28 protein-coding genes are annotated in these 26,465 nt (G+C 31.6%); 22 read left to right on the top strand and 6 right to left on the bottom strand.

Annotation, left to right across the window (positions count from 1 at the left end; genetic code table 11):
- Positions 1 to 190: 190 nt before the first annotated feature.
- From epsC to recQ, 13 genes are all read left to right on the top strand, one after another.
- Entirely contained in the window at positions 191 to 982 is a 792-nt protein-coding gene (epsC, locus tag NNH57_RS22625) for a serine O-acetyltransferase EpsC (protein ID WP_074406476.1), read from the top strand.
- Positions 982 to 1,866: a cysteine synthase CysM gene (gene cysM / locus NNH57_RS22620; protein ID WP_074406477.1), complete on the top strand. Its 885-nt coding sequence runs from the start codon at positions 982 to 984 to the stop codon at positions 1,864 to 1,866. Before epsC ends, cysM begins: the two co-directional genes overlap by 1 nt.
- Before the next feature lie 232 nt (positions 1,867 to 2,098).
- Positions 2,099 to 2,380, top strand: a complete 282-nt coding sequence (locus tag NNH57_RS22615) for a hypothetical protein (RefSeq protein WP_108808862.1) — start codon at positions 2,099 to 2,101, stop codon at positions 2,378 to 2,380.
- 162 nt (positions 2,381 to 2,542) lie between these two features.
- Positions 2,543 to 2,881 carry a hypothetical protein gene (locus NNH57_RS22610; RefSeq protein WP_074406479.1) on the top strand — a complete coding sequence of 113 codons (339 nt, stop codon included), beginning with the start codon at positions 2,543 to 2,545 and terminating at the stop codon, positions 2,879 to 2,881.
- Positions 2,882 to 2,918: 37 nt separating this feature from the next.
- Complete coding sequence (locus tag NNH57_RS22605; RefSeq protein ID WP_108808861.1) at positions 2,919 to 3,557, top strand: class I SAM-dependent methyltransferase; 639 nt, start codon at positions 2,919 to 2,921, stop codon at positions 3,555 to 3,557.
- Between the two features lie 31 nt (positions 3,558 to 3,588).
- Positions 3,589 to 3,996, top strand: coding sequence for a GNAT family N-acetyltransferase (locus tag NNH57_RS22600; protein ID WP_074406481.1), 408 nt, complete (start codon positions 3,589 to 3,591; stop codon positions 3,994 to 3,996).
- A complete protein-coding gene (locus NNH57_RS22595) occupies positions 3,996 to 4,562 on the top strand; it encodes a Crp/Fnr family transcriptional regulator (RefSeq protein ID WP_074406482.1) in 567 nt (188 codons plus the stop codon). The genes NNH57_RS22600 and NNH57_RS22595 overlap by 1 nt, the downstream gene beginning before the upstream one ends.
- A 101-nt stretch (positions 4,563 to 4,663) precedes the next feature.
- On the top strand, positions 4,664 to 5,089 hold the full coding sequence (locus tag NNH57_RS22590) for a DUF2141 domain-containing protein (RefSeq protein ID WP_108808860.1): 426 nt from the start codon (positions 4,664 to 4,666) through the stop codon (positions 5,087 to 5,089).
- 169 nt (positions 5,090 to 5,258) lie between these two features.
- Positions 5,259 to 6,161 carry a DUF6268 family outer membrane beta-barrel protein gene (locus tag NNH57_RS22585; RefSeq protein WP_074406484.1) on the top strand — a complete coding sequence of 301 codons (903 nt, stop codon included), beginning with the start codon at positions 5,259 to 5,261 and terminating at the stop codon, positions 6,159 to 6,161.
- Positions 6,162 to 6,203: 42 nt separating this feature from the next.
- On the top strand, positions 6,204 to 6,602 hold the full coding sequence (locus tag NNH57_RS22580; RefSeq protein WP_074406485.1) for a hypothetical protein: 399 nt from the start codon (positions 6,204 to 6,206) through the stop codon (positions 6,600 to 6,602).
- Positions 6,603 to 6,604: 2 nt separating this feature from the next.
- A complete protein-coding gene (locus tag NNH57_RS22575) occupies positions 6,605 to 7,249 on the top strand; it encodes an SDR family oxidoreductase (protein ID WP_234423427.1) in 645 nt (214 codons plus the stop codon).
- 1 nt (position 7,250) lies between these two features.
- Positions 7,251 to 7,529 carry a hypothetical protein gene (locus NNH57_RS22570; RefSeq protein ID WP_234423426.1) on the top strand — a complete coding sequence of 93 codons (279 nt, stop codon included), beginning with the start codon at positions 7,251 to 7,253 and terminating at the stop codon, positions 7,527 to 7,529.
- A gap of 98 nt (positions 7,530 to 7,627) precedes the next feature.
- Positions 7,628 to 9,757: a DNA helicase RecQ gene (gene recQ / locus NNH57_RS22565; RefSeq protein ID WP_074406487.1), complete on the top strand. Its 2,130-nt coding sequence runs from the start codon at positions 7,628 to 7,630 to the stop codon at positions 9,755 to 9,757.
- A gap of 2 nt (positions 9,758 to 9,759) precedes the next feature.
- Here the strand turns inward: recQ and NNH57_RS22560 are convergent, their stop codons facing one another.
- The gene (locus NNH57_RS22560) at positions 9,760 to 10,704 is read right to left on the bottom strand and encodes a hypothetical protein (RefSeq protein ID WP_108808859.1); all 945 of its coding nucleotides are present in this window, start codon (positions 10,702 to 10,704) and stop codon (positions 9,760 to 9,762) included.
- Positions 10,705 to 11,052: 348 nt separating this feature from the next.
- On the opposite strand from NNH57_RS22560, the gene NNH57_RS22555 reads away from it, so the two are divergent.
- The 5 genes from NNH57_RS22555 to NNH57_RS22535 all read left to right on the top strand — a co-directional run bounded on the left by NNH57_RS22555 (position 11,053) and on the right by NNH57_RS22535 (position 14,614).
- A complete protein-coding gene (locus NNH57_RS22555; RefSeq protein WP_234423425.1) occupies positions 11,053 to 11,247 on the top strand; it encodes a hypothetical protein in 195 nt (64 codons plus the stop codon).
- Positions 11,240 to 11,869 (top strand): RQC domain-containing protein, encoded by a 630-nt coding sequence (locus tag NNH57_RS22550; RefSeq protein WP_234423424.1) that lies wholly within the window; start codon positions 11,240 to 11,242, stop codon positions 11,867 to 11,869. Before NNH57_RS22555 ends, NNH57_RS22550 begins: the two co-directional genes overlap by 8 nt.
- Positions 11,778 to 12,053, top strand: coding sequence for a helix-turn-helix domain-containing protein (locus NNH57_RS22545; RefSeq protein WP_234423423.1), 276 nt, complete (start codon positions 11,778 to 11,780; stop codon positions 12,051 to 12,053). The genes NNH57_RS22550 and NNH57_RS22545 overlap by 92 nt, the downstream gene beginning before the upstream one ends.
- A gap of 236 nt (positions 12,054 to 12,289) precedes the next feature.
- Positions 12,290 to 13,165, top strand: coding sequence for a zinc-ribbon domain-containing protein (locus NNH57_RS22540; protein ID WP_108808858.1), 876 nt, complete (start codon positions 12,290 to 12,292; stop codon positions 13,163 to 13,165).
- Positions 13,166 to 13,282: 117 nt separating this feature from the next.
- Positions 13,283 to 14,614: a DUF2059 domain-containing protein gene (locus NNH57_RS22535; protein ID WP_108808857.1), complete on the top strand. Its 1,332-nt coding sequence runs from the start codon at positions 13,283 to 13,285 to the stop codon at positions 14,612 to 14,614.
- Between the two features lie 140 nt (positions 14,615 to 14,754).
- Here the strand turns inward: NNH57_RS22535 and NNH57_RS22530 are convergent, their stop codons facing one another.
- The 3 genes from NNH57_RS22530 to NNH57_RS22520 are packed head-to-tail and all read right to left on the bottom strand — an operon-like array spanning position 14,755 to position 16,998.
- Entirely contained in the window at positions 14,755 to 15,555 is an 801-nt protein-coding gene (locus NNH57_RS22530) for an aldose epimerase family protein (RefSeq protein ID WP_108808856.1), read from the bottom strand.
- Between the two features lie 3 nt (positions 15,556 to 15,558).
- Positions 15,559 to 16,206, bottom strand: coding sequence for an MOSC domain-containing protein (locus NNH57_RS22525; protein WP_074406490.1), 648 nt, complete (start codon positions 16,204 to 16,206; stop codon positions 15,559 to 15,561).
- A 3-nt stretch (positions 16,207 to 16,209) separates the two neighbouring features.
- Positions 16,210 to 16,998 carry a tRNA pseudouridine synthase A gene (locus tag NNH57_RS22520; RefSeq protein WP_074406491.1) on the bottom strand — a complete coding sequence of 263 codons (789 nt, stop codon included), beginning with the start codon at positions 16,996 to 16,998 and terminating at the stop codon, positions 16,210 to 16,212.
- Positions 16,999 to 17,148: 150 nt separating this feature from the next.
- Here NNH57_RS22520 and NNH57_RS22515 point away from each other — a divergent pair, with 150 nt between their 5' ends.
- From NNH57_RS22515 to NNH57_RS22505, 3 genes are all read left to right on the top strand, one after another.
- The gene (locus NNH57_RS22515) at positions 17,149 to 17,526 is read left to right on the top strand and encodes a LysM peptidoglycan-binding domain-containing protein (protein WP_074406492.1); all 378 of its coding nucleotides are present in this window, start codon (positions 17,149 to 17,151) and stop codon (positions 17,524 to 17,526) included.
- A 287-nt stretch (positions 17,527 to 17,813) separates the two neighbouring features.
- Positions 17,814 to 21,140, top strand: a complete 3,327-nt coding sequence (locus NNH57_RS22510) for a reprolysin-like metallopeptidase (protein WP_108808855.1) — start codon at positions 17,814 to 17,816, stop codon at positions 21,138 to 21,140.
- 199 nt (positions 21,141 to 21,339) lie between these two features.
- A complete protein-coding gene (locus NNH57_RS22505) occupies positions 21,340 to 21,708 on the top strand; it encodes a hypothetical protein (RefSeq protein ID WP_074406494.1) in 369 nt (122 codons plus the stop codon).
- Here NNH57_RS22505 and cmk read toward each other — a convergent pair.
- A complete protein-coding gene (gene cmk / locus NNH57_RS22500; RefSeq protein ID WP_074406495.1) occupies positions 21,705 to 22,406 on the bottom strand; it encodes a (d)CMP kinase in 702 nt (233 codons plus the stop codon). The two genes, NNH57_RS22505 and cmk, sit on opposite strands and share 4 nt — an antisense overlap.
- Positions 22,407 to 22,719: 313 nt before the next feature.
- Here cmk and mreB point away from each other — a divergent pair, with 313 nt between their 5' ends.
- Positions 22,720 to 23,757: a rod shape-determining protein gene (gene mreB, locus NNH57_RS22495; RefSeq protein WP_108808854.1), complete on the top strand. Its 1,038-nt coding sequence runs from the start codon at positions 22,720 to 22,722 to the stop codon at positions 23,755 to 23,757.
- Between the two features lie 63 nt (positions 23,758 to 23,820).
- Here the strand turns inward: mreB and lon are convergent, their stop codons facing one another.
- Positions 23,821 to 26,271, bottom strand: a complete 2,451-nt coding sequence (gene lon / locus NNH57_RS22490; RefSeq protein WP_108808853.1) for an endopeptidase La — start codon at positions 26,269 to 26,271, stop codon at positions 23,821 to 23,823.
- Positions 26,272 to 26,465 lie beyond the last annotated feature (194 nt).

Below are 26,465 nucleotides of genomic sequence, written 5' to 3'. Positions count from 1 at the left end.
ATAAACCGATCAATAATGATTCATTATCCACATATCCTATGCTCATGAAAGCTTAACTAAAAATTACAGAATACAAGCAATTATTCCCTCCTAATGTTATTATTATTTTAAAAATGTAAGTATTTATGGTTTAAAAAGACTTTTATACCTTTTATTCTATATATTTACTAGAGTTTTCAAATAAACTACAATGACTAAAGAAAGAGATCAAATTATCGATGAGATAAAAGAGCTGAAAAAGAATCCGAATCTTAAACTTGAGCTAAAAGAAAAAACCGAATATTTTACGAAATTACTTTTCTATACATTATTCGATACAGATACAGAAGTAGCCAAGAATATAGATCGTCTTGAAAAAACTTTCGAAACGCTTGTTGATCTTGCGTGTTGGGAAACCGATAAACCTTGTAGTAAACTTTGGCAATCTTATTTAGAGAAGTTACCTGGCATACTAAAAAAACTAAATCTGGATGCTCAGGCCTTTATGAAAAGTGATCCGGCAGCAAATTCTATAGAAGAAATATATATGGCCTACCCTGGGTTTTATGCTATAGCAATCTATAGATTAAGTCACGAGCTTCTTAAATTTGGTTTACCCCTTGTCCCTCGATTAATGACAGAATATTCGCATCGATTAACAGGTACCGACATTAACCCGGGAGCAGAAATCGGAGAATCGTTTTTTATAGATCATGCAACAGGTATTGTTATCGGAGAAACGGTAATTATAAAAGACAATGTTAAGATATATCAAGGTGTAACTCTTGGAGGGTTATATGTAGACAGAAAACTTCGTAATGTAAAACGTCACCCAACTGTAGAAAACAATGTAACTATCTATGCTAATGCAACAATACTAGGTGGAAGTACTGTTATTGGAGCCAATAGTACTATTGGTGGTAATGCGTGGATTACCTCTTCGGTTCCCGAAAATTCGATTATTTCAAATACAGCAGAAATTAAGATCAAAAAAGTTATCTAATGTCACATAGTATTTTAGACCTGATAGGAAATACCCCTTTGGTAAAGGCTACTTCCCTAATAGACAATCCCAATATTACATTATATCTAAAACTAGAAGGGCATAACCCAGGAGGAAGCGTTAAAGATCGCGCTGCTTATAATATGATTAAATCTGCACTGGATCGTGGTGATATTAATCAAAATACTAAGCTTATCGAAGCAACAAGTGGTAACACAGGAATTGCTTTGGCGATGATCGCAGGAATTTTTAAACTGGATATTGAATTGGTAATGCCAGAAAATTCTACCAAAGAACGAGTACAGACTATGCGTGCTTTTGGTGCAAAAGTAACACTTACCTCATCAGATATAGGAATAGAAGGTTCTAGAGATTATGCAGAAGATAAAGTTAATAAAGAAGGGTATGTTATGTTAAATCAATTTGCTAACGATGATAATTGGCGTGCCCATTATAAAACTACCGGACCAGAAATCTGGAAAGATACGCAAGGTAAAATTACACATTTTGTATCCTCTATGGGAACTACAGGAACGATTATGGGAACATCGACTTATCTCAAAGAACAATCAAAAGATATACAAATTGTTGGAGTACAACCTACCGACGAATCCAGAATTCCCGGAATACGTAAATGGCCAAAAGAATATCTTCCTAAAATCTTTAATCCAAATAAAGTAGACCAGGTTATCGAAGTAAGCCAGGAAGAAGCCACTGATATGGCAAAACGATTAGCAAAAGAAGAAGGTGTTTTCTCTGGCATGAGTAGTGGTGGAGCTGTTACTGCTGCTATAAAATTAGCAAAAACACTAAAAAGAGGTGTGCTTGTTGCTATTATCTGTGATCGTGGAGATAGGTACCTAAGTTCTGATTTATTTGAGTAATACCTGTTTTTTCTTACCATATACTTTATAATTTCTTTTATGTTAGTTTTTTCTAATTTAGATGCTTATCATCCCCAATTTCTTTAGTTTTTATAAATAAGAAATACAGTTCAAAAAATTAGAATTTTGACATACTACATATACTTCTCTTTATTATCTTAGATTACCCTTAGGATACAATATTAAGAATGGATACTATTGATATTTATAATTTCAAAAATTCAAATTATTTATGGATGATCGTTTAGAATTGTTCTTGAGTGAATTAAAAGAAAGGTGTTCTGAAAATAATAGTAGTGAATTTGAATATTTTTGGGAAATGTGGGGCGTGTTGTGGATACCATGGTTTATTGAAGTAAATGGAGAATCGATGTATTTTACTGCAAACGATATTTCTCAAAATGATTTAGATCGATTGTGTAAAGATGGCTTTATTGAACTTTTGAAAGTATATGATCAAAATGAAATGAAAGATGAATTTGACAGAAAAAGATATCGATTAATAGAAAAGTGAGTAATCTTCATCGTGAATAGTTTTTTTATTTCAAAAATCTATTTTCAATACATTTCTTCTAAAGTTGCCCCCTTCTAATCGACGAATTTTAAAATGTAAAAACAGAGTAAGTAATACTTTGTATCAAGTATATCGCCACTCATGAACACAATAAAGTAAAAAATGAAAATTGATTTAAACAATAAAAAATTCAAGACACAATCTAATACCAATAATGGAGAAGTATCAGATGAAACTATTTTTAGATATAACCAAAATGAAAACATCATTTGGGCTAATTATGACGGTGGGCAAATTATAAAAGGGCATTTGGTAGGAAAATGGGTCAATGATCACTTAGAATTTGTATATCAACACATAAACGAAGAGTATGAATTAATGACCGGGAAATGTAAATCATACATTGAATATATGGAAGGTGGAAAAATAAAAATAAACGAATTTTGGCAATGGACTTGTAACGATTTTAGTTCTGGAGAATCTACCATAATCGAAATTTGATACAAAAGTATTCATCATGTACTTCTAAAAAGGAAAAATGGATAGATATCAGGAAACATTTAAAACTTGGGATAAAATAGCTCAGATTTATGAAGATAAGTTTATGAATCTGGATTTGTACAATGACACCTATGACATATTCTGCGAATTAATTCCTAAAAGTAATCCCAATATTCTTGAAGTTGGTTGTGGCCCAGGGAATATAACTCAGTATCTTCTATCTAAAAATCCTAATTTTAGAATAACAGCCATAGATAATTCGGTAAATATGATCGAGCTGGCTAAAAAAAATAATCCAACAGCCAAAGTACAGCTAATGGATAGTAGAGACCTACATATCATACCAAATAAATTTGATGCCATTATTTGCGGGTTTTGTATCCCCTACTTATCACAATCAGATTGCTCGAAAATGATAATGGATTGCAATAAATTACTTAATGATTTAGGAATGTTTTATATAAGTTTTGTTGCTGGAAACCCAGGTAACTCCAGATATCTATCAGGAAGTAGTGGAGATAGAGTTTATTTTTACTATCATGATTTAAAAAATATTGAAAAAGATTTAATGACAGCATCTTTCGAGATCAAAGAAACATTTCAAAAAAAATATAAAAAAACAGATGATATTGAAGAAATTCATACCATACTTATCGTAGAAAAAATAAACAAATAACATTGTAGAATACTGGCACAAATAAAATTAGATGGAAATAAAAATCTCAGAAACAAAAAATATAGAGTTAAATCAAATCATTGATTTATATAAAGCTAATAAATGGAGTTCTGCAGATAAACCTAAAGAATTATATAATGCCTTACTAAATTCTCATTCATTAGTTTCTGCCTGGAGCGGAGATCATCTGGTTGGACTGGGTAATGCTATTTCTGATGGATATTTAGTTGTGTATTATCCTCATTTACTTATTCATCCTGATTATCAGGGAAAAGGTATTGGAAAAATGATAGTAGATAAAATGCAGGAAAAATATGGCCATTTTCATATGCAAATGTTAACAGCAGATGGCAAAGCAATTAATTTTTATCAAAAAGTAGGATTCGTTAGAGCCGGTGAAACCGAACCCATGTGGATTTATAAAGGCAGTGAGCATTGATGGAAAAACTAACCAATTATATTAAGAGTTATGTATGCATTACAGAAAAAGAATTAGAAATAATACTCTCCTTTTTCAAACAGAGGCATATATCAAAAGGACAATTTGTTTTAAAAAAAGAACAATTGGTAACAGATTACTATTTTGTAGATTCTGGAGGCCTCATCATATATGATATAAAAAATGATGTGCAATCAACAAGATATTTTGCTTTTGAAAATGAACTTATTACCGATATTTCAAAAATAAAATCCAAGGCACGATCTGATTCATATATTCGAGCTATAGAAGATACTATTATATATACAATTACATATCAAAAGATGGAAGATCTCTACGAGCGTTTTCCTGTTTGGCAAAAATTCGGAAGACTCGTTTGGGAGGATTCTTTTGCCAGTGTACTCTATGGTATTCATAATTTTCAATCCCTCACTGCCAAAGAACGATATCTAGATCTCCTAAAAAGATCAGACCTTATTAATAGAGTCCCTCTTAAAGATTTATCTTTGTTTTTGGGTGTTACTCCTTCTTCCCTTAGTAGAATTAGAAAAGAAATCTGTAGATAAACTCATATCTGTTATACTTTGTAGACACATTATTGTCATTTGGTAATTTCTTGTACTTTGATAACAGATAGCTTTGTAATAAATTTAAAAATATACAATGTATGATTACAAAGAGTTTATTTTTCGCTGTAAGCCTATTTCTAGGAATTCTAAGTATTAATAGTACTGGTGAAATTCTGGTAAAAGTTAAAGGGATTAAAAATTACAAAGGGTATATCCAGGTGGATATATACAAAACAAATAAGGGTTTCCCTACCTCAGAAGAATTTGCATTTAAAAAACTGCGATTTAAAGTACAAAAAGGAGAAAATGACTTAATCATAAACAATTTACAACACGGTACATATGCTATTGCAATATATCATGATGAAAATTCTAACGAAAAATTAGACACTAATTTTATTGGAATTCCTAAAGAAAAAACAGGCGTATCTAATAATCCAAACTCAAGGTCTACCCCTTCGTTTAGCGATGCTAGATTTGATTTTTTTAGTTCAAAAAAAGTATTAGAAATAAATATCAAATAATTTAGACCAATAACATATTACCCATTTATAAAGCATAGTAAGGTTCTTTCCTTTCTATGCTTTTTTATTTATACCATTTCATCATAAGTATTAAAATCATTTATTGTCATTTGGCAATTTTAAGAGTGTATATACAGTCGACCTTTGTATAAATTGTAAACCCAAAATAATGATTAAAAAAATATTGATACTATCGCTACTGTTAATATTCAAAATCAATGGTCAGGTAAATGGAGAGGTATTTGTTTTAGATGAAGATAGAGATATTTTTTATCTATATTACACTCCTTCGATTATAGAAGATGACCTATTCGAATATCAAAAGGCCAACATGAAATTAGGCCTCCCTCCTATCAAAATGAATAGGCTAACAATATATAACACTATTGGAGCCGATTACCACCATTATAAATATCAATCGAGTGTACCTGTATTTTCAAAAAATATAGAACAGTTTTATAATATAAATTATAGCCTATTATTAAATTATAAAATCTCAAAAAACTGGTCTTTTAATGTGTTGGCAATGCCCCATATAATATCAAATTTAGAAGGAAATATGGAAGCAGATGATTTTAATATTAACGGTATTGTTTTTATCGAAAAAAAATTCGGAAAAAAGAATGCTACAGGGTATTACAAATTAACTTTTGGAGCCGGATATCTTACAATGGCAGGTAAAACGAGAATTAACCCTACCATAAATCTTATGGCAAAAGTAAATGATAAACTATCTTTTGTTTTAGGAGTTCCAAATACATATATAAAGTACAATCTTAATGATAGACATTCTATAAAACTTCTGGGAGATCTAAATGATTTCTCTGCCAACCTAAACACTCCTATTCATCTAAGAAATACTGAAATTGATCGGGCAATATATACATCCGTTTCTGCTGGTTTAGAATATAATTACTGGATGACCAATAATTTAGGGATAATGGTACGAGCATTGTACTCTGTGTATGATAATTATGATTTACAAGATCCTAATGAGAATACTGTTTATGATTTTAATCCAAAGTCAAAATCTTCTATTGCTATCGGAATCAAATTTAATCCTTTTCGCTAATTCAAAGCTCTAATCTACAAAGAACTACTTATACATATTATAATGAAAGATAACCTTCATAAGTCAACTAATTTTAATACCAAAGCATTTCTCTTAGCCAGTATTCCATCATATATATTTCCAGCAGCTATGTCCTGGATCTCGGGATGGTTTATGAATAATTCTGAAGTAATGCAAGCAAGTTATACAACAATCGCTTTTCCTTCCCTTATTTCTTCTATACTGAGTTATATACTATTGTGGTATATGGAAAAACTTCAATTTTTCCCTACAAATAAATTTATAAGAACCATATTGCTAGTCATCATTATGGTATGCTTGGCTTTAACTACAATAGAATTAACTTATCTAAAACCTGAAACATTTAATATTCTTTTTTCAACTACCCTTGGAACTACTATCACAACTTGGCGACAACCAATATTTAAAATCAAAAAATAATCATGAATACAATAAAACCAACCATTGTTGTTTTTGGATGTACAGGAGCTGTAGGATCAGAAGTAATGCGTCAATTAAACAATCAGGGCTATATTGTTCGAGGAGTACTACGAAATCCTGATCGGGAATATCCCATCAAACTAAATAAACAATGTACAAATGTGAGCTACATTAGTGCCGATTTAAAATCAAAATCACAACTTAAACACGCCTGTAAAAAAGCAGATATTCTTTTTTTACTAACAGGAACTTCTCCCGATCAGGTTGAAAACGAAGTCAATATAATCAATATGGCTATAGAAACTGGCATTACCCGAATTGTTAAATTATCAGCACCAGTAATTCCTTCTGATATAAAGGTCGAAGTTAGTAACTGGCATCGTGAAATTGAAGAAAGGCTTGCCAAAAGCTCAATAGATTACTGTTGTTTAAGACCACATTCATTTATGCAAAATTGGGAACGAAATACTTTTACTATCAGACGATTTGGTAAAATTTTTGGTGCCATGGGTAATGCTTCAAGAAATTATATTGATTGTCGCGATATTGCAGAAATTGCTGTACATTATTTAATATCAAATCGAGCTCTACATAAAAAATCAGTTATTCTTTCTGGCCCCGAAGCTATTACAAACTATGATATATGATATGGCAGAACGGTTATCGTTTGTAACTAACAGCAAAATTGAATATATAAATATCAGTTCAGAAGAATTCTATCATACCTTAACAACACGAGCAAAATTACCTAAATGGTTAGCACGCCACATCGTAGAGCTTGACGAATTAGCAATTAATGTTACCGAACCCACAACTGATACAGTCGAAAAAATATTAAACCGCAAACCTCGGATAATGAATACTTACTTACAAGAATCCCGTCATCTATATACTAAAAAGCCTATTTGGGGTTTCTGGAATAAATAAAAGCTTTATTTTATTTATAATTAAATAATTGCAACCAACACAAGAATTACAAATAAAACAAATTCATTTTCACATGCTATTTTCTTTTCTTTGTAGTTATGCCAGATCAACAACTCATTTCACATACCTTAAAAGAATATTTTGGGTATGATAGCTTTCGTCCATTACAACTAGATATCATTACCTCTGTTTTTGCCGGAGATGACAACCTTGTTATTATGCCTACAGGAGGTGGTAAATCTATATGTTACCAGCTACCAGCGCTATTATTACCTGGGGTGACTTTGGTTATTTCTCCTTTAATTGCTTTAATGAAAGATCAGGTAGATGGCTTATTGGCAAACGGTATTAAAGCAGCTTTTATCAATAGTAGCCAAACTGAAACCGAGCAGCAGGAAATTTATCAACAATTATCGGATAAAGAAATCAAGTTATTATATATCGCTCCAGAGAGTTTATCTTTTTTAGATGTAATATTCTCACAAATAGAAATTAGCTTAATTGCAATAGATGAAGCGCATTGTATTTCTGCCTGGGGTCATGATTTTAGACCTGCATATACACAACTGGGGTATCTTAAAAACAGATTTCCTAAAACTCCGGTTATTGCACTAACTGCTACAGCAGATAAAGCGACACGTCAAGATATTTGTGACCAGTTAAACATTTCGAATGCCAAACAACATCTTGCTTCTTTTGATCGTAAAAATCTTAGCCTCGAAGTACGACCAGGAAACAAAAGAATTGAGCAAATCATTGACTTTCTAAAAGATAAACCTAATGATAGCGGAATCATCTATTGCTTAAGTAGAAAAACCACTGAAATGCTATCAGAAAAACTGCAAAACCAGGGATTTAATGCAGAAGCATATCATGCAGGGGTAGATCATCAAAAGCGATCTCATGTTCAGGAAGGTTTTATTAATGATACCGTTCAAATTGTTTGTGCTACCATCGCTTTTGGTATGGGTATAGACAAATCTAATGTACGCTGGGTGATTCATTATAATTTACCAAAAAATATCGAAGGGTATTATCAGGAAATCGGACGTGCCGGTCGAGATAGTTTACCTTCTTCTACTCTACTCTTTCATAGCTATGCAGATGTAGTACAATTGCAAAAATTTGCTAACATGTCTGGTAATCAAGAAGTACAATTAGCTAAATTGGATCGCATGAAACAATATGCTGATTCGCTAAGTTGTCGACGTAAAATTCTACTTAGTTATTTCGGAGAATTAATCGAAGAAAATTGCGGTAATTGTGATGTGTGTAAGAATCCTCCAACTTTTATAGATGGAACTATTATTTCCCAAAAGGCATTATCTACAGTAACCCGAATCAAAGAACAAGAACCTATCGGGACCGTGATTGATATATTACGAGGTGCACAAAATGCTGCTGTATATGATAAAGAATATCAAAATATAAAAACATATGGTATTGGTAAGGATTTAGCGTGGAGAGATTGGCAACAATATATTATACAATTAATCAATCAAGGATATCTGGAAATTGCTTTTCATCAAAACAACAAATTAAAACTTACTTCGCTTTCTAAAAAAGTACTATTTGAAGGAGAAAAAGTAAGTCTGGCACATTTAAAAGAGTTTGAAAAAGCAAAACAAGCGGCTGTTGTAAAGCAGGTAGATCAGGGAGCCGCACCTAACCTATTTGAGAAATTACGCCAACTGCGATTAGAATTAGCAAAAGAAGCTGGTATTCCTGCCTACCAGATTTTTAGTGATGCAACTCTTAAAGAAATGGAGAAGTTTCGCCCAATGAGTGATGAAGAATTTATGCAGATTAATGGGGTTGGACGACAAAAGATGCAAAACTACGGATACCAATTTATTAAAGCCATTATTGATTTTTCTGCCGAAAAAACAAAAAAGAAAAAAAAGAAAAGTACTAAAAAAGGAAATACGCATTTAGAAACTTTAAGCTTGTATCAGCAAGGGCTTTCTATAGAAGAAATAGCACTGCAACGTCAATTGGCACAATCTACTATCTTCTCACATATAATGAAACTCTATGAAAATGGTGAGAGTATTGATTTAAAACAATTTGTAAATAAAGAAGATATTAATGCCGTAAAAAATGCAAAAAAAGAATTGGACAATCCAGAAACCTTAAAACTATATTTTGAACATTTTGAAGGGGCTATAGCGTACAATACTATTAAATTGGCACTAACAATTTTGGAAGAAGAAAGCTCAAAGTCTTAATGTTATTCTGCAGATCGTATAGTATTATGAAATAAATCTGCTAATCGTATCTCTAAATAATGAATTACTTCTTTTTGCGAAGTTTTATTTTTGTACATCTCGAATGTCTCTGCAATATTACGATCTTTTAATATCTTAAAATCATCAGTAGAGTTTTGAAAATCTTCTAACTTCAAATTCCAATCCAAGAGCGTCTGTAATAGTTCTTTATGGGATGTATATTTTTTTTCTAAAACTACCAGTTTTTCTACATCTACAGAATCTTTAACGGTACTGCTATTGATTCTCCCATATACAGCATTGTATTCTTCTTCTATCGAATGATCAAGTTGTTTTGCTTCTATTACCAATTTTAAATATGCATCGTACAATCTTTCATTATAAAATTCTACAAATTTTAAATGATTGTCAATTTGTGCAAGGTAATCAATCGCTATATCCTTATACACTTTACCACCAATATCTTCTCTGCTTATTAACTTTTCTTCTAATATTTCTAATGTTGCTTCTTGTTGTTGTATCAACCTGTCAAAGCCTTCTCTTTTGGGTAGCGTTACTATTTGATTGGTGACTTCTTCTGGTAGTCCAATAAAATGATATCTTCTATATTTAATTTCGATAGAATCACTATCTATTTCTTTCTTTACGTTCTTCTTTATTTTTTTATTTTTTTCCTTTTGTTTTTTTCTAGGAGATTTTTCTTTCTTTACCGTTATAGAATCTTCTTTTTTTAAGACACTTGGTTTTATTTTAACTTTATGTACCCCTGTAATTATATAATCATCATTAAGTATATATCTTAAAAAGGTATCATCATTTGTTTTTTCTGCATAATTATTCGTTAGTCGAACACCACGAACATATTTATCGTCTAAAAGTTTATCATCATTACTACAGGATAGGAAAATAGTATAAACTAAAATTAGTATGTATAAGCCCCTTTTCAAAAGTACTGAGTTTGTGTTATTACTTTTTATAGCCTACCATATAATCATTACAAAAATAGAAGCGCTGTAATGTATCATAATTAAGACTCTTGAAATAGTTAAACTAAAATATTAACAATTATAGAGCGATCTCTATTATAAAATTTTGGGGCGTTAATAAAAACTTAATTTTTTAAGAATCAACTCTATAGTAACTAAAATTTTATGAATTAATTGTGTTTTACTGTGCAAAAAAATATTGAAGGGTATTATCAAGAAATCGGACGTGCCAGTCGGGATAGTTTACCATCTTCTACTCTACTCTTTCATAGCTATGCAGATGTAGTATAATTACAAAAGTTTGCTAACATGCCTGGTAATCAAGAAGTACAATTAGCTAAACTGGATCGCATGAAACTCGGAGAATTAATCGAAGAAGATTGTGAGAATTGTGATGTATATAAGAACCCTCCAACTTTTATCGATGGGACTATTATTGCTCAAAAAGCATTATCTACAAGTAAACCGAATCAAAGAACAAGAACCTATTGGCACTGTGATTGATATATTACGAGGGGCACAAAATGCTGCTGTATATGATAAAGAATATCAAAACGTAAAAATATATGGTATTGGTAGTGATATGGCATGGAGAGATTGGCAACAATACATTATACAATTAATAAATCAAGGATATTTGGAGATTGCTTTTCATCAAAACAACAAACTAAAACTTACTTCGCTTTCTCAAAAAGTATTATTTGAAGGAGAAAAAGTGAGTTTTGCTCATTTACAGGAGTTTGAAAAAGCAAAACAAGCTGCTGCTGTAAAGCAAGTGGATCAAGGAGTAGCGCCTAATCTATTTGAGAAATTACGTCAACTGCGATTAGAATTAGCACCTGCTTATCAGATTTTTAGTGATGCAACCCTAAAAGAAATGGAGAAGTTTCATCAAATGAGTGATGAAGAATTCATGCAAATTAATGGGGTGGACGACAAAAAATGCAAAACTACGGATATCAATTTATTAAAGCTATTATTGACTTTTCTGCAGAAAAAACAAAAAAGGAAATACGTATTTAGAAACTTTAGCCTTGTACCAGCATGGACTTTCTATAGAAGAAATAGCGCTACAACGTCGACTGGCACAATCTACCATCTTCTCGCATATTATGAAGTTATATGAAGACGGTGAAGATATAAACCTAAACCAATTCATAAGTAAAGAAGATATTTCTTCTGTAAAGCAAGCAAAAAAAGAGCTAAATGCCCCAGATACATTAAAAGCTTATTTTGATCATTTTGAACAAGTACTTGATTATAATACTATTAAAATAGCATTAACAGTTATAGATACCTTAGATACATAAACTCTATTGTATAAAAGAAAAAGTTTCTAAATTAATTTCAAAACATTCTATCCTATGATTCCTAAATAGATTAGTTAATAACAACAATTTATTATATTCTTCTGTATACTCTAAATCACTGTTTTCAGGTATAAATATGTAAACCTACACATCTAAATTTGCCATAATGTATACAATCAATACCTTAACGAAACTTTTAAATTTTCAAAAGGATTTAAAACAAAAAACTTATTCTCATGCTTTTTTTTTATGGATTAAATTCCTCTATACTAAAGAGTAAAAAATTAAACAATACTAAATGTCCCTATTGTCAAACAGAAAACTCTTTTACGGTAACTATTTTTGGAAAATACTTCCATATTTTTTGGGTTCCTGTTTTTCCTATATCAAAAACATCTACTGCAAAATGTTCTCATTGTAAAAAGAAATATTCAGAAAGAGAATTTTCTTCAGAAATGAAAACCTCATTATTTAAAGAAAATCAATTAAACCCTGTGAAAACACCTATTTGGCATGCTATAGGTTGCTTGGTGCCAGTTCTGCTAATTTTAGTTTTTATTTTGTTTATTGTGTTTACGATAATGTTTCATTCTAATAATAACGTTGCACCAAAACCCGAAGATACGGATCCTCGAAAAATACTTTTGCAAAGAGATATGAATACACTTATCGAAAATAAAGCATCCGAATTAGACTCTACATCTTTACTTCTTAAAAATTGCGCTACCCATTATTTAAATAAAGGAATCAATACTGATAAAATTAAATACTTTACTAAACAAAATATGGATAAGCTTTTAGTTTTACTAGAAATAAGAGATCTAAAAAAAATAAAAGTAAAGTCAAGAAAACAACTAATTACATTAGTAGAATATTGCCTTGAAGATATTGACCTCAATAAAGTTAATCATTATTACATTGGTATTGAAGGTAAATATAATACAGTTCTTGTAAAAACACCATTTTATGAAGGCCTTGGTGGTCGTATTGCAGATCAATCTAAATTATTAGATTTTTATGATTCTCCTACTCTATTAGATAGCATTAGTAATAAAACTATAGACAGTACTACAATTTCTAATGAATTGATAAAACGAAATAGTAATGAGTAAATTTCATGGAATACCAGGTGGTTTAAAAAAAATAACAATATCCTTTGTATAATAGAAAAATCAGATGAGTAAAACGATTTTTAATTCAAAATTTTATCACATACACTAATAAACCTTATGATACAGAAAATATTACTATTATTATTTACATTTTTCGCATTTCAAGTTAATGCTCAAAATATTAATAAAAAAATAGAAAAGTTTTTGAAATTAAACGGAACTATTGGCCAAATGGAAAAAACAATAACTAAAATAATTGAACAAGAAGTGCAATATTATTATGAAGTTTTTGGCAATAATGAAGAATTGGTTAAAAAAAAAATTACGGAAAAACTTCTCACTAAATTTAAGTCAATCATTATACCAATATATTCTAAAACCTATACAGAATCTGATATAGACAACTATATAACTTTTTACAGTTCTGAAGCCGGGAAGGCAATTACAGAAAAAACATTAATGATATCGGAACAACTGGATGCTGCCAAAATGCAAATGGTAAGAAATTTAGAGTTTCATATTACCAAGGAAATAAAAAATTTGAAAAAAGAAAAGTTTGAAGAAAAGAAGAATGAAGTCATAAAGGATTTTTCTAATTTTAAATCTTATGAATTAACAGATTTAATTCCTTTTAGAATTGAAGATTATTGGGGATATATTGATCGTAAAACCAATAATATTGTAATACCTGCTAAATATGGAAATTTAGAGTTTTTTCATCCCAACATGACAGGACATTACAAAGGAGAAGTAGGTTTTGATATAAATAGACATGGAGATATTAGCTTTTTTGAACATCAAGAAATTGTTGACATTCCTTTCGAAAAGATATGTCGTGCAAAAATTATTTCTTCACACAACAAAGGCTATAAAGGGTTTAAAGTTGATGAAGAAGGTTCCTTATCCGAATATTCAGATATATATAAAGAAGTAAAACCTTTTAAAAAAGGTGACAAATACTATGCAATTGCAATACTTAAAACAAACGGACAATATGGAATCATAACAACCTCAGGTAAAAGGGTTAAAGGGTTTGATTTTACTCAAAAAAAAATACTGCTTAATAAAGATGCAAATGACGAAAAAAATGTTTGGTTTTTTGTTCAGAACGATTATGACCTATGGAGTTTAAAAAATTTTAATGGCAAAATAAAATTTAAAGATGAAATTCTTTCAAGTCCAAGTCCTATTACTACTTTTGGATTATCGATAATGAGAAAAGACGAAGTATTTGCAATATTTGATTGTTATAAAATGGAATGGGTAGTAAAACCTCAAATAGAAATAATAGAAAATATTACCTATACCAGTAAAGCGGAGTTAAACAAGTTTAAATATGGATATTCTCATTCAGATAGAGAATATGCCACTATTTATTATTCGATAGAAGAAAATGATCTAACATATTTTGTTGATTTAAAAGGTAATAAATATAAGCCAGTAGAATAATACTACGATACTACAGATAGCAAATAGGTGTCTTATCTAAAGATGTAAAATTAATTAATCAAGAAACTGCACCTGATTTTCATGTATCTATAAATAAACCGAACCTTCTCTAATAATTATATTTTCAATTTTTCGAATTTTCAAGAGGCCGATGCTGAAATGATAACTTCATATTTTTCATACCCCGAACTATAATCAAACCCTGTATGTAGTTTATGTACAGGAACGCTCGCAGGATAAAAAGTAATAGGTTCTATACAAACCATATTTGTTACTTCACTCCATAGCATGATATGTCTAAAACCATTTGTTTTTACATTAACAGCAAGACTACCATTATTGGTGACAGCTATTTCTTTACAATCTTCTAATAAAAAAGCAGATGCTCCTGCTTTTAAAATAGTATCTAAAGAAATATGTTGATCTGCAGTTTTCAATATGATATTCTCATTATAAATTTTAAATGCAGGATGAAACCCTAACATCAATGGCATATTTTTTTCTGATTTTATCTCAAAGACAATTTTTAAAGCTTCATTCGATAATTCAAAAGTTTTAATAAACTCAAAATCATATGGCCAATTAAGCCATTGTTGCGAAGATTTATTAGGAAATTTATGATTAGGCAACTGGGTATTCGCTATGTATTTTTTATGAAAACAAGCACTACTTTTCTCAATTACTATAGGAAGATAATCCATAACTCTTAAAATCCCGTGCTGATCTAGTTTTGCATCTCCTTTTGGAGTTTGTACCGAAAATTGATTCTCTTTAGTCGAGCCAATCGTAGGAAACATTTCGATTTCTGTATTTCCCCATCCTAAATCTCCTTTTTGATGCATTACTTCTATATCATCTATCAAGTAACTTATTAATTCACCTTTATCAATAGTAACTATAGTTTTTTTATCAGGACTATACAATTTTGTCTTATCTGGCATATGCTAATACGCTTTTATTTTTTTTCTAAAATATTTTTTATCACTATCAGAAACCAAAGTATCACTAAGTGCTTTTTTAGCAAGTTCTAAGTGTGTGTTTTCATCATAATGAAATAATAATGTATTTAATTCGGCAATAGATATTCCATCATCATTTTCCTTTGTTAGCTGTAATTCATCACCAGCAACAACAGATCCCGGGTGGATAACTCTTACATAAACTCCAGAAAGCAGTGAATCTATCATTTGCTTTAACACCGCTTGATTACCAAAACGAATACCTAGTTTGTAACAAGGTTGTCTGGGACGTGAAATCTGTATTGTAGCACTTCCTAGTTGATAAACAGCTCCAATTTTTATATTTTTTTCATCAAACCCTTCTACCGTAATATTCTCACCAAACATTCCGTAATTCCATTCTAAATCAGGATATTTTGTTTTCCAATAGGGATAATGATCAGCCGAATATAAATAACAAGCTTTATCAACCCCACCATGATATTTCCTATCTATAACATGATCATTTCGAACATCTTCTTTCTCTAAATATATAGGGTCTTCTACCGGAAGTTTATAGATTCCCGTTTTTTCTTCTCTTCCTTTCCAAAGTATACTACGTGGCGTTGCGATATTAGTAGATAAAACTTTCATAATTTATGTTTTAAATTCAACAGAGTTTAATATTAATCCAGAACCAGGCACTATATGTTCTAATACAATTTCTTCTGATTCAGGATCCAGGGTTTGCCTAATGAAATCAAGATTTATTTTTCCTTTTCCTAAATCCAATAATACCCCCATCATTAAGCGAATTTGGTTTCTTTTAAACCCTTCGCCTTTTACTCGTAAAAGATAACTTTCTTTTGGAAAAAAACTAGCAGTATACGCTTCATTTTTTTTAATTTCACAATGTGTTACTTCACCTTCTAAAATTGTATTTTTTGTTGGCCTGTGGCAATACGATCTAAAATTATGTTTTCCTACAAATAGCGAAGCGGCTTCTTGCATTAAATCTATATCAAGTTCTTCTGCAATATTGTACATAAACGGAGCGCAAAATGGATGAAATTTCTCCCCAAAGGAGAATAAATACAAATATTCTTTACTCTTCGGAGATTGAATAATATTAAACTGCTCATTAGTTTCTTCAATACCCAAGGCCCTAATATCCTGAGGAAGGTTTTGATTCAATAAAGGATAAAATACTTCAATATCCAAAGGTTGATGGTCTACAAACAACTCAATATAAGTTTCATTAGCCGATACCTTAGCATCTGTTCTTCCTGTTGCCAGGACTTTAAAATCTTTATGTTCCAGAACATAAGCAATTGTTCGCTCTACCATTCGCTGAAGAGTATTTACTGTAGGCTGTTTCTGCCAACCATGATATCTAAAACCAAGGTATTGCAACTGAATGATATAATAATAACGTTTACGGAACATTGAATATAGTATTAAAAAGTGTCCGGATATAGATAAATCATGTATTTCAACGATAATTGATCAATTTTTAATCCTAAAATTATGTGAACACCATTCTATTATTTGTTATATTTGGGTAAAGCTAATTAATAATTTAAAATCAACTTAGTTATGGTGAAGTCAAAATATCAAAGTGTTCTGGATTTAGGACAAGAATTAAATATCCAGGATGGTAATGTATCTGAAGAAAATGGAACTCTTAAGATAAAAGGTACTGCAAAAACGCAGTATGAAAAAAACCAACTTTGGGATAAAATAAAAGAAATAGGAGGTAATTCTCCTTCTGATATTATGGCGGATATTAAAGTTGCTGATACGTCTATATATCATAGACATACAGTAAAAAGTGGTGAATCATTAAGCAAAATTGCAAAGCACTATTATGGTGATGCAATGAAATACAAGGCTATTTTTGAAGCAAATACAAATATTCTTAAAAACCCTGACGTTATTCACCCAGATCAGGAACTTGTTATTCCTAATTTATAATATTATATATATTTAAAATAAAAAAGACCACTAATTAGTGGTCTTTTTTATTCCCACATTTAAAATTTACTGCTCTAAAAAATTCTCCTCCCCAAAACAAATTTTTCCAAATTTTACGTACCAAAAGCCTATTATCGAATCGTATTTATCGTAAAACTCTTTATTAAAACCGTTGTTTTATTACGTAAAAACCATAAATAATAACAAAATACCAACAATTCCTCAAACATTTAGCAAAAAATTAGATAATATTTCTACTTTTGCCGCCTAACTCAAACTCAACTTATATGAAAACGCGATTATTTTTATTCGTGGGCTTATTTATTGTGGCCCACGTATGCGCACAAGGTAATAATCCTTGGCAAAGAACTAATTCTTCAAAAAGTCTTAATGTTATAAAGACAAAGACCGATTTACCATCAAACACTCTTTTTGATCTTAATATTGAAGCTCTGAAAAAAGCACTTCAGGACTCTCAGTTGCGAGGAAAATCAACCAATGGCTCTGCTGTCGTTATGCAGTTTCCAAATGCGCAAGGTACTATGGAATCTTTTAGAATAGTAGAGGCTCCTGTAATGCATCCTGATCTTGCTGTTAAATATCCTGAAATTAAATCGTATGCTGGTCAGGGAATCGATGATCCAACAGCTACAATCAGATTTAGTGTTGCTCCTTCTGGATTGCAAAGTATGCGTCTATCTGGTAATTCTAAAACTGTATTTATAGAGCCCTATACAACAAGTGGTTCTGTATATACTATTTACTCTAGAGATCAGAGATCAGGTACTGTTGATAGGTTAAATTGTTCTGTTGATAAGGATACACCTAATTTTTCTGGTGGTGCAATCAATCAAAAAAATGCTGATGACGGTGTTTTAAGAACGTATCGATTAGCTGTTTCGACTACTGGGGAGTATGCTCAATTTCATGGAGGTACTAAGGCAGGAGCCATGGCAGCAATTAATGCTACTATGACTCGTGTAAACGGAATATATGAAACCGATTTTGGAGTTACAATGGTTCTTATTGCAAACAATGATGATGTTGTATACACAAACGCAAATACAGATCCATATACAGGAAGTTACAACAGCCAATTACAATCTACATTAACCAGTGTAATCGGAGAAGCTAATTATGATATTGGTCATGTATTTGTTCTTGCTCCAAAAAATGGTAATGCAGGATGTATCGGATGTGTATGTGTAGATGGAAAAAAAGGAAGTGGTTTTTCTTCAAGAAATACGCCTCAGGGAGATATTTATGATGTAGACTATGTAGCACACGAAATGGGACATCAATTTGGTGGAAATCACACGTTTACATTTACCGGTGATGCTAATAGCAATATTCAAGTAGAGCCAGGAAGTGGAACTACAATTATGGGATATGCAGGGATTACAGGAGCTAATACAGATGTACAGCAAAATAGCGACCCCTATTTTCATGCAGTAACAATCGAGCAGATTACAAATTATGTAAAATCAACTAGTTGTCAGACCAATACCAATACAGGTAATGCTATTCCTACGGCAAATGCAGGTGTTGATTATACCGTTCCAAAAGGAACTCCATTTGTATTAACTGGCCAAGGTACTGATGCTAATAATGGAGATGCGCTTACCTATTGCTGGGAACAAACGGATAGTCGTGTTGGAACAATACCAAGTACTACAGCTACTTCTGGTGTTGCTTTTAGATCTTATACTCCTACTGCATCTAATCAAAGGTATTTTCCAAGATTAGAAACTATTAAAACTGGTGCTACCTCTTGGAAATGGGAAGTTGTTCCAGATGTAACAAGAGCTTTAAACTTCAGATTAACTGTTAGAGATAACAGAGCTGGTGGTGGAGCAAATAATAGTGATAACATGAAAGTTAATGTCACTGCTTCTGCTGGACCTTTTGTAGTTAATACTCCTAACACTAATGTTAGTTGGTCTGCTGGTTCTACGCAAACTGTAACCTGGGATGTTGCTGGTACAACTGGAAATGGGATTAATGCTGCCAATGTCGATATTTTACTATCTACAGATGGTGGAAATACTTATCCAACGGTTATCGCTACAGCGGTACCAAATGATGGTTCTCATAGCATAACGGTTCCAAATTCTCAGGGAACACAAAACAGAATTATGGTAAGAGGATCTGGAAACATATTCTTTGATATCTCTAATGCTAACTTTGAAATTACTGGAGGAACAGGTGGAGACACACAGGCACCTACAACTCCTGCAAGTTTAGCTACCTCTAATGCAACACAAACTACTATTGATCTATCCTGGAGCGCTTCTACAGATAATGTTGGAGTAAGTGGATACGATGTTTATCAAGGTAATACAGTTATAGGAACAGCTACAACTACAACTTATCAAGCTACTGGGTTATCTGCTAATACATCATATTCTTTTAGAGTAAAAGCTAAAGATGCTGCAGGAAACCAATCTGGTTTTAGTAATACTGCAACTGCAACTACACTACCAGGAAATACTGGTGGAGGATGTACAGGAGAGATTTCTTCTTTCCCATATACTGAAGGATTCGAAAATACGCTCGGAGCATGGTCTCAAGCCACTGGTGATGATATTAACTGGACTATAGATTCTAATGGAACTCCATCAAGAAATACCGGGCCATCAAGTGCTGCAGAAGGTACATATTATGTATATACAGAAGCTTCTGGAAATGGTGCAGGATTCCCTAACAAAAGAGCAATACTAAACTCTCCTTGTTTTGATCTTAGTACTGCATCACAAGCAACATTTACTTTTCAATATCATATGTATGGTACTAGTATAGGAACATTAACACTAGAGGCGAGTACAGATAATGGATCTAATTGGACCTCTTTATGGACTAAATCTGGCAATCAAGGTAATTCTTGGAAATCAGAAAGTGTAGATTTAGCATCCTATACCGGAGCTACAGTAAAATTAAGGTTTAATGGTATTACCAGTACATCCTGGAGTGGTGATATGGCTTTTGATGATGTTAAACTAACTACAGGAGCGGTTAATCCTTCTTGTACCGATGTAAACTTATCAATTACATTTGATGACTACCCAGAAGAAACAAGCTGGCAAATTACTAATAGTAGTAATCAAGTTGTAGCCTCTGGAGGAACATATGGTTCTCAGGCAGATGGTTCTACACTAACTCTTACAGAGTGTTTGGCTGCTGGTTCTTATACTTTTACAATGAGTGATGTTTATGGAGATGGGATTTGCTGCCAATATGGTAATGGATCTTACTCACTAACAGCAGGTAGTACAACACTAGCATCTGGTGGTTCTTTTGGTAGTTCAGAAAATACTTCATTTACAGTAGGTGGTACTGCTAGAGGTGTAACAGTAGAGAGTTTTAATACGACAAAAGCTTCTCAGGTTTCAATAGCACCAAATCCAGTAGTAAGTGGTACTAACACAATGCTTAGAGTTACTGCTCCTACAGATAATATTTCGGTTATCATTTTCGATCTATTTGGAAGAAGTGTATACAAAAATGATAATGTAAGTAATAAATCATTTAACCCAGGTAATCTTGCGAATGGTGCATATCTGGTTAAGTTAAAAACTGATCATAAAACATCTGTTCATAAACTAATTATGAACTAGTTATGAATTGATTTCAGTAATAAAACAAGAATAAAAAAGCTATTAAAAAATATTTTTTAATAGCTTTTTTTCCATTTTAAGTTAGTTTAAAGGTAAAAATCGTGTATTTCATCGAAAAAACAACGATCTAAACACTACAAAACCTTGTTATTTTACGGTTTTACCGTATTTTTGCTTTCCGAATCTATAGAATATTTATATGAAAAAATTATTACTTTTAGTCTTCTTATTTATTTCATTACATAATTACGCACAATCCTTATCCAAAACAAGGATTATATATGAGCATAAGGATCAAATAGTAATGAATAACGGAAAACAATATAAAATCCTGGTTAACAAACCATTTTATTCAGTTTCTGACACTACGATAAAAAAATACAAGCAATACGCTAATCATCATCTTTTACGATTAAATCGTGTCCTTATTCTTAGTAATGATGAAGAATATATACAATTAATCGAATGGGTAAAAGAAGAAATGAAATTATACGAATCTCGTGAGCTTTCTGATTTTAATTTAGACGAAAATAATATCTCAGATTCTCTTGTTGCTCCAAAAAATTAAGTTGCAGTAATAACAGAAGTTTTAGCAAGTTGTAAAATTTGCTCAAATTGTTCTTTTAAGGTAAGATTAGAATTATCTATCTTGATAGCATCTTCTGCTTTCTTAAGCGGCGAATCTTTTCTTGTACTATCTATGTGATCTCTATTTACTACATTTTTTAAAACATCTTCATAAGTTACATCTTCTCCCCTTTCTCTAAGCTCTAGAAATCTACGTTCTGCGCGATCCTTAGCAGTTGCAGTCATGAATAGTTTAAGTTCGGCATTTGGAAAAACAACAGTTCCTATATCTCTCCCATCCATAACAATCCCTTTATCTATCCCCATTTTTTGTTGTTGTTCTACTAATTTTTTACGAACACTCGAGATTGCAGCAATTTTACTTACATATTTAGAAACGGTAAGCGTCCTGATTTCTTTTTCTACATTTTCTCCATTAAGTAAGATTTCTGCCAGGCCAGTTTCTGGGTTTATCATAAATCTAAGATCTATCTCAGAAAGGTCTTTTTCTAGTGCTTCCTGATCAAAATGAAACTCGTCAATAATTTTTTTCCTCATAGCATATAAAGAAACCGCTCGATACATAGCTCCAGTATCTACATAAATATACCCTAATGCTTTGGCTAATTGTTTTGCGACGGTACTTTTTCCTGTAGAAGAATGTCCATCTATAGCTATTATTATCTTATTGTCTTCCAAATTTATGAGAAATGCTATTTGTATTAAAAACCAAAAATAAACCAAACTATTTGGAAAATACAGATTATGTAAAAAAAGTTATTATCAATGAAATAATTACATCTAATAAATCACTTACTAAAATATAGAGGTTACTTCACTACAACAAAGGCGTCCAATCATTTGTCGTTACAAGAAATGATGCTAAAACTTGTTTAGAAATACAATAATTACGTTTTATCGAAGTTATCTACCTTTAGACCCCTACTGCATGAATATAAGCTACTTTATTACACCTTAAATCAACACACATTAACCTAAGTACACACAAATCATGGGCTTTTTTGATTTTTTAAACGAAAAAATAGCAATAGATCTTGGCACATCAAATACGCTTATTACCTATAAAGGAAAAATAGCAGTAAACAACTCTTCTATCATATCAATTCATCAAATTACCGGAAAAATTATTGCAGTAGGTAAAGAAGCAGGTATGATGCGTGGCAAAATTAACAAGAATATAAAAACAATATCTCCATTTAATAATGGTGTTATTTCTAATTTTGATGCAGCAGAGAAAATGCTAAAGACATTTATCAAAAAGTTATCAGTTTTTAATACTTCAGCTTTTGCAACTTCTTATAATATGATTATTGCTATCCCTTGCGGAAGTACCGAAGTTGAAATGCGAGCCGTACAAGAATCTGCAAAACGACTCAATGCAAAAAATATATTTCTAATACCAGAACCTATAGCAGCAGCAATAGGTGGCGGGATAGATGTTCTAGAACCTAAAGGAAATATGGTTGTAGATATAGGTGGAGGAACTACAGAAATTGCTGTGATCTCTTTAGGGAGAATAATTAGTGGCCAATCTGTAAAAATTGCTGGAAATGTTTTTAATGAAGATATTACTCAATATGTAAGAGAATCTCGAAATCTACATATAGGAGAGTCTATGGCAGAGAAAATAAAAATAAAAATTGGTTCTGCAATCGATACCTTAGCATCACCTCCAGAAAAAATGATGGTAGAAGGAAGAGATATTCTTACAGGAAAACCTAAACAAATACAATTATCACATAAAGAGATTAAAAAAAGTTTAGATAAGTCTATTATACAAATAGAAAATGCAATTATGGAAACACTTTCTGAAATTCCTCCAGAACTCTCTGCTGATATCTATAATTCTGGCATTTATTTAACAGGTGGTGGATCAATGCTAAGAGGGCTTGATGATCGATTATCTATAGCTACAGAACTTCCTGTACATCTAGGAGATCAACCACTAGAAACTGTTGTAAAAGGAAGCGATATTGTTTTAAAAAACCTGGAATTATATAAAGATGTCTTGATTAAAAAGAGAAGATAATTTAAAAACAAAGCAGCATTTAAAAATGCTGCTTTGTTTTTGTAATCATGTTAAATTATATTCTTATAATTTCTTTGCATTCTTAACCTTGGTACTTGTAATTGCAAGTTTTAATACATCTTCCATATCCTTAACATAATGAAATTTAAGCCCTTTTAAATATTCAGATTTAATTTCATTAATATCTCTCCTGTTATCTTCGCAAAGTAATATCTCTTTTATATGTGCTCTTTTTGCAGCAAGGATTTTTTCTTTAATTCCACCAACAGGTAATACTTTTCCTCTTAATGTAATCTCTCCTGTCATGGCAAGACTTTTCTTCACTTTACGTTGTGTAAATAAAGAAACCAGAGATGTCAGCATTGTAACTCCTGCGCTAGGACCATCTTTTGGCGTAGCCCCTTCTGGTACGTGTATATGTACATTATAGGTTTCAAAAATATCTGGATTAATACCTAATTCTACAGCATTAGCCTTTATATATTCCATAGCAATGGTAGCAGATTCTTTCATCACTTTCCCTAAGTTTCCGGTAATAGTCAGGCTACCTTTTCCTTTAGACAAAATAGATTCTATAAATAGAATATCTCCACCTACACTTGTCCATGCAAGTCCTGTTACTACACCTGCGACATCATTATTTTCATACTTATCACGTTCTAACTTTGGTGCTCCAAGAACCTCAATAATATCTTCATTACTAATTTTCACATTATACTCCTCTTCCATTGCTATATTCTTCGCAGCATAACGTACCATTTTAGCAATTTGTTTTTCCAGGCCTCGTACTCCAGATTCTCTGGTATATCCTTCAACTATTTTTTCTAGTTGCGTCTTCCCCATTTTTATATGGGATTTATTCAACCCGTGTTCTTCTAGCTGTTTTGGTAACAAGTGTTGTTTGGCAATCTCTATTTTTTCTTCAATCGTATACCCTGTAACATTAATGATTTCCATACGATCTCTAAGTGCAGGCTGAATTGTTCCCAGGCTGTTAGAAGTAGCAATAAACATTACTTTAGAGAGATCAAATCCCATCTCAAGAAAATTATCATGAAATTCTGAATTCTGCTCGGGGTCTAAAACTTCTAATAACGCAGATGATGGATCGCCTTGATTACCTACTGATAATTTATCTATTTCGTCTAATACAAATACAGGATTACTGGTTCCTGCTTTCTTAAGACTTTGGATAATTCTACCTGGCATTGCTCCTATATATGTTTTTCGATGCCCTCTTATTTCTGCTTCATCACGCAATCCTCCTAATGATATCCTTACGTATTCTCTTCCCAGAGCTTCTGCAATAGATTTTCCTAATGAAGTTTTACCTACACCAGGAGGGCCATATAGACATAATATCGGAGATTTCATATCATTACGCAGTTTTAATACTGCGAGGTATTCTATAATTCTGCGCTTTACTTCATCTAAACCATAATGATCTCTATCCAAAATCTTCATAGCTCGTTTTAGATCAAATTTATCTGTACTAAACTCATTCCAGGGTAAATCCAGAAATAGATCCAAATAATTACGTTGTATAGAGTATTCTGCAACCTGAGGATTCATACGTTGCATTTTGGATAGCTCTTTATCAAAGTGTTTTTTTACTTTATCATCCCATTTCTTATCCTTACTTCGTACACGCATTTCTTCGATTTCATCTTCATGTGAAACGCCACCAAGTTCTTCTTGTATGGTTTTCATCTGTTGATGTAAGAAGTATTCTCGCTGTTGCTGACTCATGTCATGCTGAACCTTACTTTGAATGACATTTTTGAGTTCCAGTTTCTGAAACTCTACATTCATATATTTTAGAGTAGCTAAAGCTCTTTTCTTAAGGTCATTAATCTCTAGTAATTTTTGTTTTTCCTCTACAGGAAGGTTTAAATTAGAAGACACAAAATTGATAAGAAAAGAATTACTCTCTATATTCTTTATAGCAAACGAAGCTTCAGAAGGTATTGTGGGGCTTTCTTTTATAATTTCTAGAGCCAAATCTTTGATCGAATCGATTATAGCACTAAACTCTTTATTCTCTTTTGCCGGTCTGGCTTCAGGAACTTCTCTAACTTTAGCTTTAATATAAGGTACTTCTTCTACAACTTCGTCTATATGAAATCGCTTTTTCCCTTGTAATATTACTGTAGTATTACCATCTGGCATTTTTAAGACTCTTAGAATACGAGCTACCACACCTACTCTATTAATATCTTTTAAGGATGGGTTTTCTATACCCTCTTCTTTTTGAGAAACTACACCAATTGTTTTATTACCATTATTAGCTTCGTTAAGAAGTTTAATAGATTTATCTCTTCCTGCAGTAATAGGAATAACAACTCCAGGAAATAGTACGGTATTTCTTAAAGGTAATATCGGTAATATGTCGGGTAAATCTTCTTTGTCTATTTCTTCTTCATCTTCTGGCGTCATTAAAGGAATTAATTCTGCATCTTCATCTATCCCTTGAAATGACAAACTGTCAAGTGTCGTAAATTTGGTTTTAGCCATAAGTATATATCAAAGTCATTTTGTCATCACGACAAAACAACATTTTTTTTTAGAATTTAATGAAACTGATTAAAAACCATATAAAGCCCATTAAAACAAGGCCTTTATAATAGATTCACTATTTATATTTCAATTGTTATGCCACAAGTTTTAAAAAAAAAATTAAAAAACTGTAACAAAGCAATGCAATATAT

Origin of the sequence: Aquimarina spinulae, assembly GCF_943373825.1 — a bacterium.
GTDB classification, from domain to species: Bacteria; Bacteroidota; Bacteroidia; order Flavobacteriales; family Flavobacteriaceae; genus Aquimarina; species Aquimarina spinulae.
Note: the sequence above shows the minus strand (reverse complement) of the source record. Positions and strands in the feature narration are given on the sequence as shown.

Coding starts and splice junctions, on each gene's coding strand:
- epsC (WP_074406476.1), top strand. CDS start 191: ATGACTAAAGAAAGAGATCAAATTATCGATGAGATAAAAGAGCTGAAA.
- cysM (WP_074406477.1), top strand. CDS start 982: ATGTCACATAGTATTTTAGACCTGATAGGAAATACCCCTTTGGTAAAG.
- NNH57_RS22615 (WP_108808862.1), top strand. CDS start 2,099: ATGGATGATCGTTTAGAATTGTTCTTGAGTGAATTAAAAGAAAGGTGT.
- NNH57_RS22610 (WP_074406479.1), top strand. CDS start 2,543: ATGAAAATTGATTTAAACAATAAAAAATTCAAGACACAATCTAATACC.
- NNH57_RS22605 (WP_108808861.1), top strand. CDS start 2,919: ATGGATAGATATCAGGAAACATTTAAAACTTGGGATAAAATAGCTCAG.
- NNH57_RS22600 (WP_074406481.1), top strand. CDS start 3,589: ATGGAAATAAAAATCTCAGAAACAAAAAATATAGAGTTAAATCAAATC.
- NNH57_RS22595 (WP_074406482.1), top strand. CDS start 3,996: ATGGAAAAACTAACCAATTATATTAAGAGTTATGTATGCATTACAGAA.
- NNH57_RS22590 (WP_108808860.1), top strand. CDS start 4,664: ATGATTACAAAGAGTTTATTTTTCGCTGTAAGCCTATTTCTAGGAATT.
- NNH57_RS22585 (WP_074406484.1), top strand. CDS start 5,259: ATGATTAAAAAAATATTGATACTATCGCTACTGTTAATATTCAAAATC.
- NNH57_RS22580 (WP_074406485.1), top strand. CDS start 6,204: ATGAAAGATAACCTTCATAAGTCAACTAATTTTAATACCAAAGCATTT.
- NNH57_RS22575 (WP_234423427.1), top strand. CDS start 6,605: ATGAATACAATAAAACCAACCATTGTTGTTTTTGGATGTACAGGAGCT.
- NNH57_RS22570 (WP_234423426.1), top strand. CDS start 7,251: ATGGCAGAACGGTTATCGTTTGTAACTAACAGCAAAATTGAATATATA.
- recQ (WP_074406487.1), top strand. CDS start 7,628: ATGCCAGATCAACAACTCATTTCACATACCTTAAAAGAATATTTTGGG.
- NNH57_RS22555 (WP_234423425.1), top strand. CDS start 11,053: ATGCCTGGTAATCAAGAAGTACAATTAGCTAAACTGGATCGCATGAAA.
- NNH57_RS22540 (WP_108808858.1), top strand. CDS start 12,290: ATGCTTTTTTTTTATGGATTAAATTCCTCTATACTAAAGAGTAAAAAA.
- NNH57_RS22535 (WP_108808857.1), top strand. CDS start 13,283: ATGATACAGAAAATATTACTATTATTATTTACATTTTTCGCATTTCAA.
- NNH57_RS22530 (WP_108808856.1), bottom strand. CDS start 15,555: ATGCCAGATAAGACAAAATTGTATAGTCCTGATAAAAAAACTATAGTT.
- NNH57_RS22525 (WP_074406490.1), bottom strand. CDS start 16,206: ATGAAAGTTTTATCTACTAATATCGCAACGCCACGTAGTATACTTTGG.
- NNH57_RS22520 (WP_074406491.1), bottom strand. CDS start 16,998: ATGTTCCGTAAACGTTATTATTATATCATTCAGTTGCAATACCTTGGT.
- NNH57_RS22515 (WP_074406492.1), top strand. CDS start 17,149: ATGGTGAAGTCAAAATATCAAAGTGTTCTGGATTTAGGACAAGAATTA.
- NNH57_RS22510 (WP_108808855.1), top strand. CDS start 17,814: ATGAAAACGCGATTATTTTTATTCGTGGGCTTATTTATTGTGGCCCAC.
- NNH57_RS22505 (WP_074406494.1), top strand. CDS start 21,340: ATGAAAAAATTATTACTTTTAGTCTTCTTATTTATTTCATTACATAAT.
- mreB (WP_108808854.1), top strand. CDS start 22,720: ATGGGCTTTTTTGATTTTTTAAACGAAAAAATAGCAATAGATCTTGGC.
- lon (WP_108808853.1), bottom strand. CDS start 26,271: ATGGCTAAAACCAAATTTACGACACTTGACAGTTTGTCATTTCAAGGG.